The organism is Pseudomonas sp. C7.1 (genome assembly GCF_056312395.1).
The window spans coordinates 1,340,381-1,358,422 of the sequence record NZ_JBWDTL010000003.1; the positions used below are offsets into that span (position 1 = coordinate 1,340,381).

The window sequence follows — 18,042 nt, forward strand, 5'->3', positions numbered from 1 at the left end:
AAGGCTGTCTATGCGGCTCAAGTGCATCAAACTGGCCGGCTTCAAGTCATTCGTTGACCCGACCACGGTGAGCTTCCCCAGTAATATGGCGGCAGTGGTCGGGCCCAATGGCTGTGGCAAGTCGAACATCATCGACGCCGTACGCTGGGTGATGGGTGAGAGCTCGGCGAAGAACCTGCGTGGCGAGTCGATGACCGACGTCATCTTCAACGGCTCAAATACGCGCAAGCCGGTGACCCAGGCGTCCATCGAGCTGATTTTTGACAACTCCGATGGCACCCTGACTGGCGAATACGCCGGCTATAACGAAATATCGATCCGCCGCCGTGTCACCCGCGACAGCCAGAACACCTACTTCCTCAACGGCACCAAATGCCGTCGCCGCGACATTACCGACATTTTCCTCGGCACCGGCCTGGGCCCGCGCAGCTACTCGATTATCGAACAGGGCATGATCAGCAAGCTGATCGAAGCCAAGCCAGAAGACCTGCGCAACTTTATCGAAGAAGCCGCCGGCATCTCCAAGTACAAAGAGCGCCGCCGCGAGACCGAGAACCGCATCCGCCGCACCCATGAAAATCTGGCGCGCCTGACCGACCTGCGTGAAGAGCTGGAGCGCCAGCTCGATCGCCTGCACCGTCAGGCCCAGTCGGCGGAGAAGTATCAGGAATACAAGGCCGAAGAGCGTCAGCTCAAGGCCCAGCTCACCGCACTGCGTTGGCAAGCGCTGAATGAGCAGGTGGGTAGCCGCGAGGCGGTGATCAGCAACCAGGAAGTCAGCTTCGAAGCCCTGATTGCCGAGCAGCGCAACGCCGATGCGAGTATTGAGCGCCTGCGCGATGGGCATCACGAGCTGAGCGAGCGTTTCAACCTGGTGCAGGGCCGTTTCTACTCGGTGGGCGGCGATATAGCGCGTATCGAGCAGAGCATCCAGCATGGCCAGCAGCGCCTGCGCCAGTTGCAGGACGATCTTAACGAAGCCGAGCGCGCGCGCCTGGAAACCGAATCGCACCTTGGGCACGACCGCACGCTGCTGGCGACCCTGGGCGAAGAGTTGGCCATGCTCGAACCCGAGCAGGAGCTGACAGCCGCTGCCGCCGAAGAGTCCGCCGCCGGTTTGGAAGAGTCCGAAACAGCCATGCATGGCTGGCAGGAACAGTGGGACAGCTTCAACCAGCGCAGCGCCGAACCACGACGCCAGGCCGAGGTGCAGCAATCACGCATCGCCCAACTGGAACAGAGCCTGGAGCGCCTGGCCGAACGTCAGCGCCGTCTCACCGAGGAGCTGCAGCAGCTGGCCGCCGACCCGGAAGATGCCGCGATTATCGAACTGGGCGAGCAGATCGCTGCCGGCGAAATCAGCCTGGAAGACCTGCAGCTGGAAGAAGAACAGCAGGCCGAACGCCTGCAACAGCTGCGCAATGATCTGCAGCACAGCGGTCAGGCTCAGCAGCAGGCGCAGGGTGAATTGCAACGCCTGAATGGCCGTCTGGCCTCGTTGGAAGCCTTGCAGCAAGCGGCGCTGGACCCAGGTAAAGGTGCCAGCGAATGGCTGCGCGAGCAGCAGCTGAGCGAGCGCCCGCTTCTGGCTGAAGGTCTGCGGGTTGAAGCCGGCTGGGAATTAGCGGTGGAAACCGTGCTGGGCGCCGACCTGCAGGCCGTGCTGCTGGACGATGGCTTTTTCCAAAATCTGAGCGGCCTGGATTTTGCCGGCCTGACCCAGGGCGATCTGCGCCTGGCCAGCCCGAGCAAGGGCGGCGCGCGGGTGGCCGGTAGTTTGCTGGACAAGGTCGAGGCCAATGTCGATCTGGCGCCCTGGCTGGCCAAGGTCAGGCCGGTGCAGAGCCTGGATGAGGCGCTGGCTGCGCGTTTGAGCCTAGGCGAAGGCGAAAGCCTGATCAGCCGTGATGGCTATTGGGTTGGCCGGCATTTCCTGCGGGTACGCCGCGCCAGCGAGGCGGAAAGTGGCCTGCTGGCCCGTGGTCAGGAGATCGAGCGGCTTACTCTGGAGCGTGATGAGCGCGAAGCCGCGTTGGCCGTGCTGGATGAGCGCTTGACCCATCTGCGCGAAAACCAGCGCACTCAGGAAGAACAACGCGAGCAGCAGCGCCGTCAGGCCCAGGATCTGGCCCGTCGCCTGGGTGAGTTAAAGGCGCAGCTGTCTGCCGGGCAAGCCAAGGTCGAGCAGTTGATACTGCGTCGCACCCGCCTGGACAGCGAGTTGCTGGAGCTAGGCGAGCAGCGCGAAATCGAACACGAGCAACTGGGTGAGTCGCGCCTGCAGCTGCAGGACGCCCTGGATGCCATGGCAACCGACAACGAACAGCGTGAAAGCTTGCTGGCCCGCCGCGACAGCCTGCGCGAACGCCTCGACCGCGTGCGCCAGGAAGCCCGTCAGCATAAAGACCACGCCCACCAACTGGCCGTGCGTCTGGGCTCACTGAAGGCTCAGCATGATTCCACCCGCCAGGCTCTGGAGCGCTTGGAGCTACAGGCCGAGCGTCTGCATGAAAAGCGTGAACAGCTCAATCTGAATCTGGAGGAGGGTGAAGCCCCGTTGGAAGAGCTGCGCATGAAGCTGGAAGAGCAGCTCGACAAGCGTATGGCCGTGGAAGACGAGCTCAAGTTGGCGCGCCTGGCCCTGGAAGATGCCGACCGCGAGCTGCGTGATGCGGAGAAGCGCCGCACCCAGGCCGAGCAGCAGGCGCAGTTACTGCGCGGCCAGCTGGAGCAGCAGCGCATGGAGTGGCAATCGCTGACCGTGCGGCGTAAAGCATTGCAAGACCAACTGCTAGAAGACAATTACGACCTGCATGGCGTACTCGCCAGTTTGCCGGCAGAGGCCGGCGAGAAAGTCTGGGAAGACGAACTGGAGCGTCTGGCAGCACGGATTCAGCGCCTCGGCCCGATCAACCTGGCCGCTATCGACGAATACCAGCAGCAGTCTGAGCGTAAGCGTTACCTGGATGCGCAGAATGCTGATCTGGTCGAAGCGTTGGATACCCTGGAAAACGTTATTCGCAAGATCGACAAGGAAACGCGCAACCGCTTCAAGGAAACCTTCGATCAGATCAACGGCGGCTTGCAGGCGCTATTCCCGAAAGTATTCGGTGGCGGCAACGCCTATCTGGAACTAACCGGTGAAGACCTGTTGGATACCGGTGTCACCATCATGGCGCGTCCGCCTGGCAAGAAGAACAGCACCATTCATTTATTGTCCGGCGGGGAAAAGGCGTTGACCGCATTGGCCCTGGTATTTGCCATCTTCAAGCTCAATCCCGCGCCGTTTTGCATGCTCGATGAGGTGGATGCGCCGCTGGATGACGCCAACGTCGGGCGCTATGCACGGCTGGTAAAAGAGATGTCGGAAACCGTGCAGTTTATCTATATCACCCACAATAAAATCGCCATGGAAATGGCCGACCAGTTGATGGGCGTAACCATGCACGAGCCAGGTTGTTCACGATTGGTAGCCGTGGATGTGGAGGAAGCGCTGGCGTTGGTGGAATCCTAATGCGCTGGGCGGTGTAAAGTTATCTTTCGTCGTGCTAGCTTAATGCGCATTGTTATTACACGTGGCGTTCTAATCAGGGAAAGGCCTGTCAGAACATAGGCTTGGCGTCACGTAAAAGAATTAGCAAAATGGGCCAGGAAGGCCTTTTTCATCACATTTTTATTAGGGGTTAAGGTATTTCATGGAATTCGGTCTGCGCGAGTGGCTGATAGTCATCGGCATTATTGTGATTGCCGGCATCCTATTTGATGGTTGGCGGCGGATGCGCGGCGGCAAGGGCAAACTCAAGTTTAAACTTGACCGCAGTTTTTCCAATCTGCCGGATGAAGACAGTGATCCTGATCTGCTCAGCCCGCCGCGGGTTATCGACCGCAGTCACGAGCCGGCTTTTGATGAAGAAGACCTGCCGTCGCTAAGCGCTCGTGAGTTGAATCGTCGTCGCAGCGGTGAGCCGCATCAGGGTGACTTGAACCTGGGTCTGGAAGAACCTGTGCCGATGCTGCTTAACCCGGTTGATGACGAGGTCGCCAAACCCGCCAGTCAGGCCAAGGACAGCAACAAGGAATTGCCACCGGTTGAAGAAGTGCTGGTGATCAACGTAATCGCCCGCGATGAAGAGGGCTTCAAAGGCCCAGCGCTGTTGCAGAACATTCTGGAAAGTGGCCTGCGTTTCGGCGAGATGGACATATTCCATCGCCACGAAAGCATGGCAGGAAATGGTGAAGTGCTGTTCTCCATGGCTAACGCGTTAAAGCCTGGCACCTTTGATCTCGACGATATTGAAGGCTTTAGCACCCGCGCTGTGAGCTTCTTCCTCGGCCTGCCAGGGCCGCGCCACCCCAAGCAAGCATTTGATGTGATGGTGGCAGCCGCGCGCAAACTGGCCCATGAGCTGGGTGGCGAATTGAAGGATGACCAGCGCAGCGTGATGACCGCGCAAACCATCGAACACTACCGCCAGCGCATCGTCGAATACGAACGCAAGCAACTGACCAATAAGCGCTGATTTAACCGATGAAATACCAAGAGCAGCCAAGGCTGCTCTTGTCGTTTGAGAGCACACCGCAATGACCGACGCCTCGCTTGCTGCCCAGCGCATTCTGCAACTGCGTGCTGAACTGAATGGGCACAACTATCGCTATCACGTACTCGATGAGCCGAGTATTCCTGACGCCGAATATGACCGCCTGTTCCATGAGCTAAAAGCCCTGGAAGTTGAATACCCCGAGCTGGTCACGGCCGATTCACCGACCCAGCGCGTCGGTAGCCTGGCGCTTTCGGCCTTTGGTGAGGTCAAGCACGAAGTGCCGATGCTCAGCCTGGGCAATGCCTTCGAAGAGGCCGATCTGCTCGACTTCGACCGCCGGGTGCGCGATGGGCTGGATTTGCCTGCGGGTGATCTGTTTGGCGGCGGCACCGAGGTTGAATACAGCTGCGAACCCAAGCTCGACGGTCTGGCAGTCAGCCTGCTGTACCGCGATGGTCTGCTGGTGCGTGGTGCGACCCGTGGTGATGGCAGCACCGGCGAGGACATCAGCGTCAATGTGCGCACCATTCGCAATGTGCCGCTAAAGCTGCAGGGCGAGGGCTGGCCGGCCGTGCTTGAGGTGCGTGGCGAAGTGTTTATGTCCAAGGCTGGTTTCGAGGCGCTTAACGCGCGCCAGTTGGAGCAGGGCGGCAAGACTTTCGCCAATCCGCGCAATGCCGCTGCCGGTAGCCTGCGTCAGCTGGATTCGAAAATCACCGCCAGCAGGCCGCTGGAGTTCTGCTGCTACGGCATCGGCCAGGTACAGGGCGAGTTGCCGCAGACCCATATCGGCATTCTTGAAGCTCTGAAGCGCTGGGGCATGCCAATCAGCCGTGAGCTGAAACTGGCCAAAGGCGCAGATGAGTGCCTAGCCTACTACCGCAATATCGGTGAGCGCCGGGATTCGCTGGCCTACGAGATCGATGGGGTGGTGTTCAAGGTCAACAGCCTGGCCTATCAGCGCGAGCTGGGCTTTCGTGCCCGCGAGCCGCGCTGGGCGATTGCCCATAAATTCCCAGCACTGGAAGAGTTGACCGAGCTGCTGGATGTGGAGTTTCAGGTTGGCCGCACCGGTGCGGTCACCCCGGTGGCGCGGTTGAAGCCGGTCAAGGTGGCGGGCGTTACGGTGTCCAATGCCACGCTGCACAATATGGATGAAGTAGCGCGCCTAGGCGTGATGATCGGCGATACGGTGATTATTCGCCGCGCCGGTGATGTGATTCCGCAGGTGGTGCAGGTGGTGCCTGAGCGCCGCCCTGCCGATGCGCGGCCCATACAGATCCCCGAAAGTTGCCCGGTGTGCGGCTCGGCAGTCGAGCGCACCCAGCTGGTCAAGCGCAGCAAGGGCAAGGAAACCTTTAGCGAGGGCTCGGTGTACCGCTGCGTCGGCCGCCTGGCCTGTGCAGCCCAGCTCAAGCAGGCGATCATCCACTTTGTCTCACGCCGGGCCATGGACATTGAGGGCCTGGGTGACAAGACCATCGAACAACTTGTTGATGAGCAGTTGATTGCCTCGCCGGCCGACCTGTATCAACTGAAATATGAGCAGATCATCAACCTGGAAGGCTTTGCCGAAGTGTCCAGCAACAAGCTGCTGCAGGCGATTGCCGACAGCAAGCAACCCACTCTGGCGCGCTTTATCTATGCCCTCGGCATCCCCGATGTGGGCGAGGAAACCGCCAAGGTGCTGGCCCGTGCGCTGGCCTCCCTGGAGCGTGTGCAGCAGGCCCTGCCTGAAGTGCTGACCTATCTGCCGGATGTTGGTCTGGAGGTGGCGCATGAGATTCACAGCTTCTTCGCCGACAGCCATAACCAGCAGGTGATCGCAGCTTTGCTGGCCAGCGACCAGTGCGGGCTGCAGTTGCAGGAGCAAGGTGAGCTGAGTGCCGAGTTCAGTGCCAGCGCCACCCTGGCGGGCATGCTCGACAAGCTGAACATCCCTTCCGTGGGGCCAGGTGGTGCACAGAAGCTTGCGGACAAGTTTGGCAGCCTTGAGGCTGTACTGGCAGCTGACTGGCTGGACATGCGCCAGACTCTGCCTGAGAAGCAAGCTAGGTCGGTGCACGAGTTTTTCGATGTGCCGGCCAATGCTGAACGTGCACGGGCCATCGAATCGCAATTAAAGGCGTTCGGCATGCACTGGCAGAGTGAGAAAAAAGTTATCGAAGGCTTGCCGTTGGCTGGGCAGACTTGGGTGCTGACGGGCAGCCTGGAAGTGATGAGTCGCGACGCGGCTAAAGAAAAACTGGAGAGTTTGGGTGCCAAGGTAGCTGGTTCAGTGTCAGCGAAAACCAGTTGCGTGGTCGCAGGGCCGGGCGCAGGTTCGAAGTTGACGAAAGCCAGTGAGCTGGGTGTACGAGTAATGGACGAGGCGCAGTTCTTGTCAGCCTTGGCAGGCTATGGCCTCTAGAAAAGCGGGTTTTCTGTACTGCCCCCTAAGCAGTGTTAGGGGGCAGTAGGGCAACCTTAGTTACCGGTTACGTTCACACAGGTTTCGCCGAAGAACGGGTAGAAGCCTTTGGTGTGGTAATCAGCGGTAGCGATAGTGCCGATGTTGCCATTGGCCTTGGCGGCAGCAATGGAAGCGTCGCCTTTGTTGATCAGGCCAATGATGGTGGTGGCGCAAGCGGTGCCGGTTTTGTTACCGGAAGCGGTAGTGGCAGTGATCGGGCCTTTGACGTCGGTGATCAAGCCAACGCTGACTGGCGACATGCCCGTGGCGCAACCGCTAAGCAGGGTAACCAGGCCGGCAGCCAGAGCAATTTTCTTCAACATAATGTGATTCCTTTTCGCTTATCCATAAGAAACTTTACCCATCCAGATAAAGTGCCCAGCACCCTAAAGCAGTGCCTGGGCAATAACAAGTTCGCCTGCTCTTTTTCAAACCGGTTTCAAATTTATGAAATTTTTCGGTGGATTTTTCGGCCGCCGTTGTTCTTGCGTTCAGCGCAATGGTGCGGCTGTTAAATGGAGAATAGTGAGGAGCAGGGGAAGGTTGCCTGGCGCTTCGATCAGAAGCCAGGCAAGGTGCAATCAGTCGCCGCGGTATTCGCAGCCGCTGGTGCAGGTTTCGTGGATGCGGATACGCGACAGCTCTGGCAGTAGCGGCTTGAGTTGCTGCCAGATCCACTTGGCCAGCACTTCACTGGTGGGGTTTTCCAGGCCCGGAATATCGTTCAGGTAGTTATGGTCGAGTTGCTCATAGAGCGGCTTGAAGATGGCCTTGATCTCGGAGAAGTCGCGAATCCAGCCGGTATAAGGGTCTACTTCACCTTCGATATATACCGCCACCTTGAAGGAGTGACCGTGCAGGCGCCCGCACTTGTGGCCTTCGGGGACGTGAGGCAAGCGGTGGGCGGCCTCGAACATAAACTCTTTGAACAATTCCACGGTCTTTCTCTCAGGTGGTGCGCGGCTAACAGGCCATTGAAAAACGTTGGCGAGGCAGCCAGTGCAAGGCAAAAACAGGCGAAAAAGCAGAGTTTATGAGCTGTAAATGAGCATTTTGAGCCTGTTTTTAACGCCGCAATGGCAACGCAGGTAGTTTTTCAACAGCCTGCTAACAGCGTGTTTAGCAAGGCGCGAATCTTACCAGCTCAACGGCTGTTAACCGAGTAACACAGAGGATTGGATACAGTTTTATGGCTGGTTGCGCTCCAGCCGGTAGATGCTGACGGCCTCGTAAACAGCCTTGCGCAGACGGTTGATACCGCCAATCGGACGGTGCTCGGGCAGCGCATGCCAGGGGTTGAACGACAGGTTATCGCAGAACAGATTCTGCTCGCGGCTATCAAAATCCTGCGCCGGCACCTTGATGGTGGCGACGGTTTCGAATGGCGAGATGGCTTCGCTCCACTCGACACTGGGGTCTTCGATGGGCATGTAGTACTCGGCGTTCTGCCGCTGAACTTGCAGGGCAAAGCAGGCCGGGGCACGGTCCAGCGACAGCTGCTGGTACAGCGCGTTACGCAGGAAGTTCGGCAGGTCGCGGTTCTGCTCAGGCAGCTGATACTCGGGGCAAGCTTCTGGTTGGGGAATGACCCTGTATTTGATGTTGTGTTCGCCCAATTTGAATGGGGCGATGGAGTTGTAGGTGGTCGCCAGTGGTGTTTCCGGGGCAGGGGACAGGGTCTTCAGGGCGATAATCAGATGGCGGATTTCCCAGGTGTTGGGGTTCCAGCTGGGGAAGAAAGCCATAGCCTTTTTACCGTCGGCCTGGGCGGCGAAATTGCTTTTGTACTCGGCCACATCGCGCACGAAAAAGGCCGGGTGATTGAACATCACAAAATCCTGCTCACTGGCGTGCTGTGGGCTTTGTGTGAGTTTTTCACCGGGTACATTGAGCAGTTTGAGCGCCATGCCGCGCGCATCGCGGGCCCGGTCGAACTGCGGGTAGGCATTGCCGTTGGATAAACGCATCCAGGCCTGCCAGGTTTTCCCTGGCTCGCTGAGTACACCGCGCTGCAGGCTGCTGTCGATATCAGCGTTGACGGTGACTTCGGCCTTTATGCAGCCATGGGCCTTAGCGTGGGCATCACGCAGCACACGGGTATTGTCGCGGTGCTGTTCGACCACGCGGATAGCATCTTCGATGATGCCCTGGGTCAGCGCGGCTTCATCAGCCGGGATCTGTTCTTCAGTGGACACCGGGCCGGAGAATGTCCAGCCGTAGTAGGCCGCACCGATGGCCCAGCTGCCGATACCGATGGCCAGTACCAGCGCTAGCAATTTGCCAAGTACACGGCCGAACCAGAGCCAGAATCGTTTAAACATGGGGGCAATTCCTTTTAGTTATTCTCAGTGCGCGCTCACAGGCCGCGTACGCTTCAGTTCTGGCATGACGGGCCTGGTGTCCACTCCTTGGCTTCGACTGGCTGCAGTTGCTGCTCCAGCGCCGCGTTGCCCAAGACCTTGAGGTATTCGATCAGCGCCCAGCGCTCTTCCGGTTGCAGGGCGCGGCCGATTACGCCGTCTTCACGGCAGCCAGCGCGGAATTCATGGCCATGATTGCTGTTGCCGGTGACCTGGGTATCGAAGTGGAAGCCACCGGGGAATTTTTCGCTCTGGTAGCCAATCTGTTTGGGGTTGAACTCGAAGTTGCCGACCCAGAACTGGGTTTGCCGTTCCGAGACCGGTGACAGCAACTGGAACAGGGTCGGCACCGAGCCGTTATGCAGAAACGGCGGGGTGGCCCAGATGCCATCCAGCGGGCGCGCCTTGTAGCCGCGTTTTTCCTGCACGCCGATTGGCAAGCCGAAACCGTCCATGCGCCAGCGTTCACGCTCGGAAATGCCGGCATCCTGGTAGGCGCGGTTTTCTACATAGGCGGTGACATAGGCCAGAGCCTTGGCGCTGGAGATACTGCGCATGTCGATATCGTCCAGCGTCGCGCCAAACAGGCGCACATCCAGCTTGCTCAGCTCGGCTTTGGTCCAGCCCAGCTTGCTGATATCAAAGCGGTGGTCGGCGATATTGTCCGCGGTGGTTGGGTCGGTACCGACGATTGAGGTTGGTACCACGCGCATACGCCATTCCGGATCGCGGGCGGGCGCAAAACGCTCATCCGCTTTCTTCGGGTCGGGGGCATGGCAGTAAGCACAGTTTTCTGCAAACAGCGCGCGACCACGGCTGGCCAAGGGCAGGTCGATTTTACCGAACACTTCTTCTGGCCAGGCGGGTGGCTGCAGTTGTTTGAGGGTTTCCTCCAGGGTGAATAAATCGCGCAAGCGCACGCTGGAGGCATAGCGCTCGGCTTCGGCAACCGGATGGCCCTCGGTATTGAGCAAGCGCAGGGTGGCGCCGACGCCCAGGGCTTCGCCGACGTTACGGGCCATGGGCTGCATGGCGGAGCCGTTCCACTGCACCCAGTCGAATTTCCAGATATCCCAAACCTGCGGGTAGCTCACTGGTGCATTGGCGATACGGTAGTTGCTGGGGTCGATGGCATCACCGAACACGCTGTTGGCAATACGGCCGAAGGCATCGGTACGGCCAAAGCCTTCCTCGGTTGGGTAAAGACCGCGATGCCAGTCATTGAACGCGGTGCCCAGCAGGCGATCGAGCACCACTTTGAATTCGTCACGCAACTGCGCCTTGTGGCTGCTGTATTCATCACCGAGCACTTGTTTGGCGAAACGGCTGAATTTCAGGGGGTTGTAATAGGTGAAGGCCATACTCATACCGAGCGCTTGGCCAAAACTGCCGCCGCGTACGGTGGGTACGGTGGAGGCCAGCGAATGCAACGCGGCGCCGCCATCGATGCGCACGGCCTGGCCTTTATAACGCAGCTCGCCGGTGTGGCAGGCGGCGCAGCTGATATCCAGGTAATGCTCACCGCTCTCGGCATCTGCATGCCGGGCAAAACCGACCGGCAAATTGCCGGGGTTCAATGGCGTAGGCTGTTGCGCGGGATCTACAAGGAAGCCGAAACGCGCCAGATAATCCGGGGTGGCGAACTTGCTGCTGTTAAATGGCAGCTCCAGGGCGCTGAACCATTCATAACGCAAGCCTTTCACCTGGGTGCCCTGCGGGGTGTAGTAGTAGGTTTGGCGTTCTTCTGCCGACCACTGATCGAGGTAGTGCAGCTTGTCGGGTTGTTGATAACCCGGCAGGTTGGGGTTGGCGATGAAGTACAGGGCAATCAGCAGCCCGACCACCAGCAACAAAAGAAGGCCATACAAAGCCCGACGGAGAATGCGCATGGGTACTTCCTTGTGGCGTTTTTTATTTGTTGTTTTTATGCCAATTGGCGCAGCCAATGGCAAGCAGCCATTACGACGAAACCCAGGAAATAGTCTTCTTTTTGGTCCTAAGATGGCTTTACAGTGCGGTTTATGACGAATTAATCCGCTGGAGTGAGTTCATGCATCCATTCGACGCGCCGCAACCGCCTAAATTGGCGTTACTGCTGGGCTATGCCGGCCTGGTGCCTTTCGTAACCGGGGCATTGGGCATCTGGGTGACACCCGAAGGCTGGCGAGTGCTGGTTTTAGCGGCCCTGCTGGATTACGCAGCGGTGATCCTGGCCTTTATGGGAGCGATTCACTGGGGGCTGGCCATGCGTGCGGAGGCGGCGGGGGAGTCGGCGCAGGTACAACTGGGGCTATCTGTGGTGCCGCCATTATTGGGTTGGCTGGCGATCAGTGGCGGCATGCCGATCAGCCTGGCGTTACCGTTATGTTTGCTGGCGTTTGGCGGCTTGTATGCCGCCGACTTGCGGGCGGTCAAGCTGGGGCTGGCGCCGCAGTGGTATCCCAGCTTACGGCGGCCGCTGACTATTATCGTCTGCCTGAGCCTGCTACTGGCATGGGCCAGTGTGCTGCTGCGTTGAGTTGAGCCAGTGCGCCACTGTCGCCAGAGTCTGCTCACGCCGCTGCACCCAGTCGCCCTGAATGCACTGCAACGGCTGTTGGTGTAGCCGTAGCCAATGCTCACACTGCTGGTAGAACGCCATGCGCTGGGCCAATTCCGGCTGGCAGCGCTGACCATCGTCGATCCAGGGCACATCTGCGGGGTCGAGCAGCAGGTGCAGGTGGTACTCACGTTCGAGCAAAGCTTGCTCGATCCAGGCGGGGCAATCGCCGAATAGTTCACGACTCCAGAGCATATTGCTCAACAAATGAGTGTCGAGAATCAGCAGCTCTGGCCGCGCCGCCCTGGCCTGGTCTTCCCAGGCCAGTTGGCCCTGGGCGATGGCGCTGATATCGGCATAGCAGGTGTCACGCTGCTCGCGCTCGATAAAGTGCCGCACGTACTCGCCAACCAGCACTCCACCAAAGTTCGCCTGGATATGCCCGGCCAGCCAGCTTTTGCCGCTGGATTCCGGCCCGGTGAGTACCAGTACCTTCATGCTTGGGGCTTCATGCGTTAACCAGCGCGCGATCACGCCGCCAGGTCAGCCAGCCGCTGACCGCCAGCAGGGTAAACAGTCCATAGAGTGCTGCTGTCGGGTACAGACCCTGTTGCACAAACAGCGCAACAAACAACAGATCAAGGACGATCCACAGCGGCCAGCACTCGACGCGTTTCTGCGCCATCCACACCTGGGCAACCAGGCTGAATGCACTTAGCGCCGCATCCTGCCAGGGCGCGGCAGCGTCGGTGAAGGTGGCCATCAGGTAACCGAGGGCAAGTGCACCGACTGCACCGATGGTTAAGCTGATCACTATGTTCTGTTGGCTCAGCCGACTGACCTGCACCCCGCTATGGCTGCTGCCGCCGCGCGTCCATTGCCACCAGCCGTAGCCTTGCAGTACGGCATACACGCCTTGCAACAGCATGTTCGAGTACAGCTTGCCGTCGTAGAAGATCCAGGCGTACATCAACACCATCAGCAAACCCAGCGGCCAGCACCAGCGGTTTTGCCGCACGGTCAGCCAGACGGCCCATACACCAAGGGCTGATGCGATGATTTCCAGAGGCGACATAAAACACCGGTGAGCAGGGCGGGAGTGGTTGGCGATTGTAGCGATTGCGTTGTGCGCCGTCTCGGCTGAAAGGCCACGCATGTCAGGCTGGTATTGGCCGCATATGGCGCAACGTTCAGCGCGGAGCATCAACCGCAGATCAAGGGTTAGAGATTTTCCATCCAGCCGTTGTTGCAGTAAGTCAGACGCCCGCCAGGTGCAGCACCAGTTTGACGATGCCGAAGATCACCAGCACAAATACGGCCGTGAACAACACGCCGAGAATGATGAAGTGGCTGGGCTTGCCCCGTGAGAAGTCGCGGCTACGGTTCTTCCCGCTTTGCACGCCTATCGCGGCGCTCAGCACGCTCTGCAGCATCTCCCATAGCGTCAGGGGTTTGTTTTCGTCATCGTTCATCGCCACCTCCTGCTTTGCTCTGACTGGTTTTGCTAAGTATCTGGCTTTGAGCATAAGCGCTTATGTGCAGGCGCAGCAAAGCTCAGCCAGAAAAATGAGCGCAAGGGCTGGGGTAAGTTCGACACAGGGCAAAGATGGGAGAGAAGGGCTCTGATAAGAGGAGCCGATTGGCAGCTCAGAGCCCTTGTTGTTGCAGCCGCTTACTCCGGCATGCTCCATGGCTCCAGGGTGAAGCCTTGCTGACTGAGCTGCTCACGGGACTGCTTGAGCACGTCGGCAAATTGCACCGGGTCGCTGTAGATGGTGCTGGACAGTTGAGTACGGCCGAGCAGGCGGGTGCTAGTACGGTCGATCACACTCAGGCTGAGGTTGCCAGTGCCATCTTGCGGGGCCCAGGCGACGCATTGGAAAGGTTGAAAGGCGCGGTCGGCGATCAGCAAAGCTTCGTTAAAACGCAGCGGTGCGTTCATGGGGTCGGTTTCTCCGAGGTGATCCCAAATACACAAAGGGGCAAACGGTAGATTCACGCTTGCCAGTCATATGCGTTGATGAACGAAGCTGACCGTTAAGTCACATGTTGGCGAAAAATTGCACGCTATTGTCCGATAAATCACAGTTTTAATGGTGTAAGCCGAGAAACAGGGCGAGCAAGCGAGGTGTCAGTCCCTCTCTGACCCTGGGCAGACTGCCAATAATTGCTGCAGATACCGAGCGATATAGCGCTGAAAGCCGCGATCATCCCAATAACCGAGGTGGCTAAGCGGCGTATGCCGCTTGTACCAAGGCCCCACTGGCATGGCGCGGTCTTCGGCGACCACTGCGGCGTACGCGGGCAGTGGCCGCAGCGGATAACCCAGTGGGTCGGCTGGGGCATAAAGATTGAGCCAGCGGGCCTGTTCGGTGACCGCATCGGTCAGGCAGTGACCCGGAAAGCGGATGGGCACGACCGTGTCATAGGCAAAGGTAAACAGTGGGATATTGCAGCCGAAGGTGATCAGCCCGCTGAGAGTTTCCAGGGCCATAAAAGGATCCAGCGGGCACTCCTCAGCCTGGTTGATGCGCTGCTGATCCCAGGCGAAATTGGAGAAAATATGCCCGCCCAGTGAATGCGCTAGCACCACCAGCGGGGTATCGGCATCTACTTTCGCCCGCAAGGCATTGAAGCCGCGGCGCAGGCATTGATGGACTTCTTCGTAGGTGGTGTCGTAGGCCTGGCTGACTTTGCGATAGCCGCTGGCATCGCCGAGAAACAGCGTGACGATGCGGCGCAACCAACGCCAGCGCACCGGCTGGTCACGCAGTTTGTCGAGAAAAGCCATTTGCCGCTTGTCCAGCACGCTGGCCCAATACAAGGTCTGAAAGGCTACCTGGTCGGCCTCAGCGCCGAGGCGTTGGCGCAACCCGGCGATCAGGTTCTGGGCAAAGGCATGCTGGCCTTCGTCATCACGCAGGTCGGGTTGCGTGCCGATGCCGTGGATAATAGCGACTGCGAGTTTCATCCTGGCCATCCCTGGTCATGTCTACGTGGCGAAAGTACTTCGCACCACGGATTATCAAAATGCTTGCAGGCGCTCGCTGAGGCGAGCGCTGTCGACCAGTTCGAGAAACTCGTCGCCAAGCCGCTGGCTTTCGCTCGTGGTCGTGCGCCAATAGCGTTCGCGGCCGGCATCATCGCCCAGGTAACGGCTGAAGTCTTTGCGGTCTGGAAGTTTGCCATGGGGCAAGCGCGCCAGGTAGTCACGCGAGGGCGCCAGCAGCCAAACGTCCTGCCTACATCCGCCGGTTGCAGGCCGTGCTCACGATTGCGCGCGAGGGCGCGTTTACCAGCCTTGATTGTCCAAGCAGGGGACTTGATTAATATCGCACTCATGCTGGCCTCCATCGCGCAAGGCAGCGATTATAGAGCGCGAGATTGCCAGGCCAAGCGACTTCAGCGCGTGAGTGACGCACGCGTGGGTCGGGATAAATCAGTGCTGAGCTAAGCCTTAAGCAAATTCAGCTTGAGTTAAGTCCTGTGCAGTAACTTGGGCTTCGTCGAAAGCCAACCCTACAAGGAACTTGAATATGAAAGCCCTGACAGCCGTTTTTGCTGCTGCCCTGACTCTGACTGCTGGTTTGGCGCAAGCCCGTGACTTGGGTCCGGATGAAGCACTCAAACTGCGTGACGCCGGCACCATCCAGTCCTTCGAAAAGCTCAATGCCGCAGCCTTGGCGCTGCACCCAGGTAGCAAGACCGAAGATACAGAACTGGAAGAAGAATACGGCCGCTACATCTACCAGGTTGAAGTGCGCGACGCCCAGGGCGTGCAGTGGGACGTAGAGTTGGATGCCACTAACGCTCAAGTGCTGAAGAACCAACGAGACGATTGATGAACAGCACTGCTTGGCTTGCCCGCGCGCTCCTGGCCTGCCTGCTGCTGACGGTCACGCTCAGCAGCAATGCGCGTGATCTGGACCAGGATGAGGCATTACGCCTGCGCCGCGAGGGGCTGATCATGCCCCTTGAACAGTTGCTGCAGATGGCCTTGAAGCCTTATCCCGGTGCAGTTTTGCTGGAAGTTGAGCTGGAAGAAGAGGACGGCGTACTGGTCTACGAAGTCGAGCTGGTGACCGAGCAAGGCGTCGTGCGCGAATTGGAATTGCACGCCAGCACCGGCGAAGTGCTCAAGGACGAGGTGGAAGACTGAATGCGCCTGTTACTGGTTGAAGACCATGTGCCCCTGGCGGACGAGCTGCTAGCCGGCTTGACCCGACAGGGCTATGCGGTGGACTGGTTGGCCGATGGCCGTGATGCCGCCTACCAGGGCGCGACCGAACCCTATGACCTGATCATTCTTGACCTCGGTTTGCCTGGCAAACCGGGGCTTGAAGTGTTGCAGGAATGGCGTGCGGGCGGCCTTACCACACCGGTATTGATCCTTACGGCGCGTGGCTCCTGGGCCGAGCGGATTGAGGGGCTCAAGGCGGGCGCGGATGACTACATGAGCAAACCCTTCCACCCAGAAGAGCTGCAACTGCGCATCCAGTCGTTGCTGCGCCGTGCCCATGGCCTGGCCAATCAGCCACAGCTGGAAGCGGCGGGTTTGCAATTGGATGAAAGTCGGCAGTCGGTGCAACGTAATGGCGAAGAGGTTCAGCTGACTGCCGCTGAGTTTCGCCTGCTGCGCTATTTTATGCTGCATGCCGGGCAGTTACTGTCCAAGAGCCATCTGGCTGAGCACTTGTATGATGGTGAGAACGAACGTGACTCGAATGTGATCGAGGTGCACGTCAATCATCTGCGGCGAAAACTGGGGCGCGAAATCATCGAAACCCGTCGCGGTCAGGGTTACCGCTTTAGCGGGGATGCTGCTTGAGGTCGATTCAGCGGCGTTTGAGCTTGGGCCTGATCAGCGTATTGCTGATTATCGGTTTGCTGCTGGCGCAAAGCAGTCTCTGGCTGTTCGACCGCAGCCTGCGCAGTTACCTGCAGACAACCCTGCAGGATGAAACGCAAACCCTGCTAGGCGCGATTGTGCGTGGGCCCAGCGGCCTGCAACTGGATGAGCGTCGCCTGAGTGCGGCGTTCAAACGGCCTTATTCCGGTCAGTATTTTCGCATCGACCTGGAGGAACAGAGCTGGCGCTCGCGCTCACTCTGGGACCGTGAGTTGCATACAATTGAAGCCGCTGGTTTGCAGGACGCGCTAGGTGACGGGCCGCAAGGTCAGCAGTGGTTGGTGTACCGCGCCGACTTTCAGCGCTATGGCCAGCCCATCGTGATTCACGTAGCGCGCGATTACCGGCCGATACTTAACAGTTTCAATCAGGTGCAGAAAGTCGTTCTGGGCTTGGGGGTTACCGCCCTGGCACTGATTCTGTTGCTGCAGCGGCTGATCGTCAGTCGTGCGCTACGCCCGCTGGAACAGGCCCGCAGGCAGCTTATGCAGCTGCAACAAGGCCAGCGCAGCCAGCTGGACCAGCAAGTACCGCAGGAGCTGGAACCGCTGGTGGCGCAGATCAACCACCTGTTGACGCATACCGAAGACACCCTCAAACGCTCACGCAATGCTCTGGGCAACCTCGGCCATGCACTGAAAACGCCGCTGGCGGTGCTGGTCAGTCTGGCTACGCGCGAAGAGCTCAAGCAGTTACCGCAACTGCGCGAGAGCCTGAATGGCCAGCTGCAACAGATTGAGCAGCGCATCGCCCGTGAACTGGGCCGCGCTCGTTTAGCCGGTGAAGCTTTGCCAGGCGCGCATTTTGACTGCGCCAATGAGCTGCCGGAGCTTTTCTCGACCCTGGTGATGATCCATGGCTCTCACTTGGAGCTGGACTGGCAGGCCGAGTCTGGCTTGCGCTTGCCCTGGGACCGTGAAGACCTGCTGGAACTGCTCGGCAACTTGCTGGATAACGCCTGCAAGTGGGCCGATAGCCAGGTGCAGTTGCAGATCAGTAAGACGGGAGAGGGCTATCAATTAGCGATTGATGACGATGGGCCGGGCATCGAGGCCGCGCAGCGCGACGACGTGGTTAGCCGTGGCAGTCGTCTCGATGAGCAGGTGGCCGGGCATGGCTTGGGCCTGGGTATCGTGCGCGATATCGTCGATGCCTGGTCTGGACGTATGCAGCTGACGGACAGCCCGCTGGGCGGGCTGCGCGTAACGGTCAGCTTGCCCGTCAAGCACACCTGAGTTGAT

General features: G+C 59.1%; 18 protein-coding genes and 1 pseudogene. 9 read left to right on the top strand and 10 right to left on the bottom strand.

What is annotated here, in order from left to right:
* The first annotated feature begins 10 nt into the window (after positions 1–10).
* The 3 genes from smc to ligA all read left to right on the top strand — a co-directional run bounded on the left by smc (position 11) and on the right by ligA (position 6,951).
* Positions 11–3,514 carry a chromosome segregation protein SMC gene (gene smc / locus AC0T4W_RS09590; protein ID WP_476318783.1) on the top strand — a complete coding sequence of 1,168 codons (3,504 nt, stop codon included), beginning with the start codon at positions 11–13 and terminating at the stop codon, positions 3,512–3,514.
* A 181-nt stretch (positions 3,515–3,695) separates the two neighbouring features.
* Complete coding sequence (gene zipA, locus AC0T4W_RS09595; protein ID WP_476318784.1) at positions 3,696–4,520, top strand: cell division protein ZipA; 825 nt, start codon at positions 3,696–3,698, stop codon at positions 4,518–4,520.
* A gap of 61 nt (positions 4,521–4,581) precedes the next feature.
* Entirely contained in the window at positions 4,582–6,951 is a 2,370-nt protein-coding gene (ligA, locus tag AC0T4W_RS09600; protein WP_476318785.1) for an NAD-dependent DNA ligase LigA, read from the top strand.
* Between the two features lie 56 nt (positions 6,952–7,007).
* Here ligA and AC0T4W_RS09605 read toward each other — a convergent pair whose 3' ends face one another.
* The 4 genes from AC0T4W_RS09605 to AC0T4W_RS09620 form a co-directional block, all read right to left on the bottom strand.
* A complete protein-coding gene (locus AC0T4W_RS09605; RefSeq protein ID WP_411174862.1) occupies positions 7,008–7,316 on the bottom strand; it encodes a TRL-like family protein in 309 nt (102 codons plus the stop codon).
* A gap of 258 nt (positions 7,317–7,574) precedes the next feature.
* Positions 7,575–7,931: a 6-carboxytetrahydropterin synthase QueD gene (gene queD, locus AC0T4W_RS09610; protein WP_090241991.1), complete on the bottom strand. Its 357-nt coding sequence runs from the start codon at positions 7,929–7,931 to the stop codon at positions 7,575–7,577.
* A 249-nt stretch (positions 7,932–8,180) separates the two neighbouring features.
* A complete protein-coding gene (locus tag AC0T4W_RS09615; protein ID WP_476318786.1) occupies positions 8,181–9,314 on the bottom strand; it encodes a catalase family protein in 1,134 nt (377 codons plus the stop codon).
* A 53-nt stretch (positions 9,315–9,367) separates the two neighbouring features.
* Positions 9,368–11,242: a di-heme-cytochrome C peroxidase gene (locus AC0T4W_RS09620; RefSeq protein WP_476318787.1), complete on the bottom strand. Its 1,875-nt coding sequence runs from the start codon at positions 11,240–11,242 to the stop codon at positions 9,368–9,370.
* Here AC0T4W_RS09620 and AC0T4W_RS09625 point away from each other — a divergent pair.
* Positions 11,241–11,378 carry a hypothetical protein gene (locus tag AC0T4W_RS09625; protein WP_476318788.1) on the top strand — a complete coding sequence of 46 codons (138 nt, stop codon included), beginning with the start codon at positions 11,241–11,243 and terminating at the stop codon, positions 11,376–11,378. The genes AC0T4W_RS09620 and AC0T4W_RS09625 overlap by 2 nt on opposite strands.
* A 25-nt stretch (positions 11,379–11,403) precedes the next feature.
* Complete coding sequence (locus AC0T4W_RS09630; protein ID WP_476318789.1) at positions 11,404–11,871, top strand: DUF3429 domain-containing protein; 468 nt, start codon at positions 11,404–11,406, stop codon at positions 11,869–11,871.
* Here AC0T4W_RS09630 and AC0T4W_RS09635 read toward each other — a convergent pair.
* From AC0T4W_RS09635 to AC0T4W_RS09660, 6 genes and pseudogenes are all read right to left on the bottom strand, one after another.
* On the bottom strand, positions 11,839–12,390 hold the full coding sequence (locus tag AC0T4W_RS09635; RefSeq protein WP_476318790.1) for an AAA family ATPase: 552 nt from the start codon (positions 12,388–12,390) through the stop codon (positions 11,839–11,841). The genes AC0T4W_RS09630 and AC0T4W_RS09635 overlap by 33 nt on opposite strands.
* A gap of 10 nt (positions 12,391–12,400) precedes the next feature.
* Positions 12,401–12,967: a nicotinamide riboside transporter PnuC gene (gene pnuC, locus AC0T4W_RS09640; protein ID WP_476318791.1), complete on the bottom strand. Its 567-nt coding sequence runs from the start codon at positions 12,965–12,967 to the stop codon at positions 12,401–12,403.
* A gap of 181 nt (positions 12,968–13,148) precedes the next feature.
* The gene (locus AC0T4W_RS09645) at positions 13,149–13,364 is read right to left on the bottom strand and encodes a DUF2970 domain-containing protein (protein ID WP_476318792.1); all 216 of its coding nucleotides are present in this window, start codon (positions 13,362–13,364) and stop codon (positions 13,149–13,151) included.
* A gap of 200 nt (positions 13,365–13,564) precedes the next feature.
* Positions 13,565–13,834 carry a hypothetical protein gene (locus AC0T4W_RS09650; protein ID WP_108487995.1) on the bottom strand — a complete coding sequence of 90 codons (270 nt, stop codon included), beginning with the start codon at positions 13,832–13,834 and terminating at the stop codon, positions 13,565–13,567.
* Positions 13,835–14,023: 189 nt separating this feature from the next.
* Positions 14,024–14,863 carry a hypothetical protein gene (locus AC0T4W_RS09655; protein WP_476318793.1) on the bottom strand — a complete coding sequence of 280 codons (840 nt, stop codon included), beginning with the start codon at positions 14,861–14,863 and terminating at the stop codon, positions 14,024–14,026.
* 54 nt (positions 14,864–14,917) lie between these two features.
* Positions 14,918–15,142: pseudogene (locus AC0T4W_RS09660) on the bottom strand (patatin-like phospholipase family protein); the annotation flags it as partial.
* A 286-nt stretch (positions 15,143–15,428) separates the two neighbouring features.
* Here AC0T4W_RS09660 and AC0T4W_RS09665 point away from each other — a divergent pair.
* Genes AC0T4W_RS09665 through AC0T4W_RS09680 form a run of 4 tightly spaced genes read left to right on the top strand, consistent with a single transcriptional unit; the run spans position 15,429 to position 18,036 of the window.
* Positions 15,429–15,734: a PepSY domain-containing protein gene (locus AC0T4W_RS09665; RefSeq protein WP_476318794.1), complete on the top strand. Its 306-nt coding sequence runs from the start codon at positions 15,429–15,431 to the stop codon at positions 15,732–15,734.
* The gene (locus tag AC0T4W_RS09670; RefSeq protein ID WP_476318795.1) at positions 15,734–16,051 is read left to right on the top strand and encodes a PepSY domain-containing protein; all 318 of its coding nucleotides are present in this window, start codon (positions 15,734–15,736) and stop codon (positions 16,049–16,051) included. The genes AC0T4W_RS09665 and AC0T4W_RS09670 overlap by 1 nt, the downstream gene beginning before the upstream one ends.
* Complete coding sequence (locus tag AC0T4W_RS09675; RefSeq protein ID WP_476318796.1) at positions 16,052–16,720, top strand: response regulator transcription factor; 669 nt, start codon at positions 16,052–16,054, stop codon at positions 16,718–16,720.
* Complete coding sequence (locus AC0T4W_RS09680; RefSeq protein ID WP_476318797.1) at positions 16,717–18,036, top strand: ATP-binding protein; 1,320 nt, start codon at positions 16,717–16,719, stop codon at positions 18,034–18,036. Before AC0T4W_RS09675 ends, AC0T4W_RS09680 begins: the two co-directional genes overlap by 4 nt.
* The last annotated feature ends 6 nt before the right edge of the window (positions 18,037–18,042 follow it).

Coding starts and splice junctions, on each gene's coding strand:
- AC0T4W_RS09635 (WP_476318790.1), bottom strand. CDS start 12,390: ATGAAGGTACTGGTACTCACCGGGCCGGAATCCAGCGGCAAAAGCTGG.
- AC0T4W_RS09605 (WP_411174862.1), bottom strand. CDS start 7,316: ATGTTGAAGAAAATTGCTCTGGCTGCCGGCCTGGTTACCCTGCTTAGC.
- zipA (WP_476318784.1), top strand. CDS start 3,696: ATGGAATTCGGTCTGCGCGAGTGGCTGATAGTCATCGGCATTATTGTG.
- AC0T4W_RS09655 (WP_476318793.1), bottom strand. CDS start 14,863: ATGAAACTCGCAGTCGCTATTATCCACGGCATCGGCACGCAACCCGAC.
- AC0T4W_RS09675 (WP_476318796.1), top strand. CDS start 16,052: ATGCGCCTGTTACTGGTTGAAGACCATGTGCCCCTGGCGGACGAGCTG.
- AC0T4W_RS09670 (WP_476318795.1), top strand. CDS start 15,734: ATGAACAGCACTGCTTGGCTTGCCCGCGCGCTCCTGGCCTGCCTGCTG.
- AC0T4W_RS09620 (WP_476318787.1), bottom strand. CDS start 11,242: ATGCGCATTCTCCGTCGGGCTTTGTATGGCCTTCTTTTGTTGCTGGTG.
- AC0T4W_RS09615 (WP_476318786.1), bottom strand. CDS start 9,314: ATGTTTAAACGATTCTGGCTCTGGTTCGGCCGTGTACTTGGCAAATTG.
- AC0T4W_RS09650 (WP_108487995.1), bottom strand. CDS start 13,834: ATGAACGCACCGCTGCGTTTTAACGAAGCTTTGCTGATCGCCGACCGC.
- pnuC (WP_476318791.1), bottom strand. CDS start 12,967: ATGTCGCCTCTGGAAATCATCGCATCAGCCCTTGGTGTATGGGCCGTC.
- ligA (WP_476318785.1), top strand. CDS start 4,582: ATGACCGACGCCTCGCTTGCTGCCCAGCGCATTCTGCAACTGCGTGCT.
- smc (WP_476318783.1), top strand. CDS start 11: ATGCGGCTCAAGTGCATCAAACTGGCCGGCTTCAAGTCATTCGTTGAC.
- AC0T4W_RS09630 (WP_476318789.1), top strand. CDS start 11,404: ATGCATCCATTCGACGCGCCGCAACCGCCTAAATTGGCGTTACTGCTG.
- AC0T4W_RS09665 (WP_476318794.1), top strand. CDS start 15,429: ATGAAAGCCCTGACAGCCGTTTTTGCTGCTGCCCTGACTCTGACTGCT.
- AC0T4W_RS09645 (WP_476318792.1), bottom strand. CDS start 13,364: ATGAACGATGACGAAAACAAACCCCTGACGCTATGGGAGATGCTGCAG.
- AC0T4W_RS09625 (WP_476318788.1), top strand. CDS start 11,241: ATGGGTACTTCCTTGTGGCGTTTTTTATTTGTTGTTTTTATGCCAATT.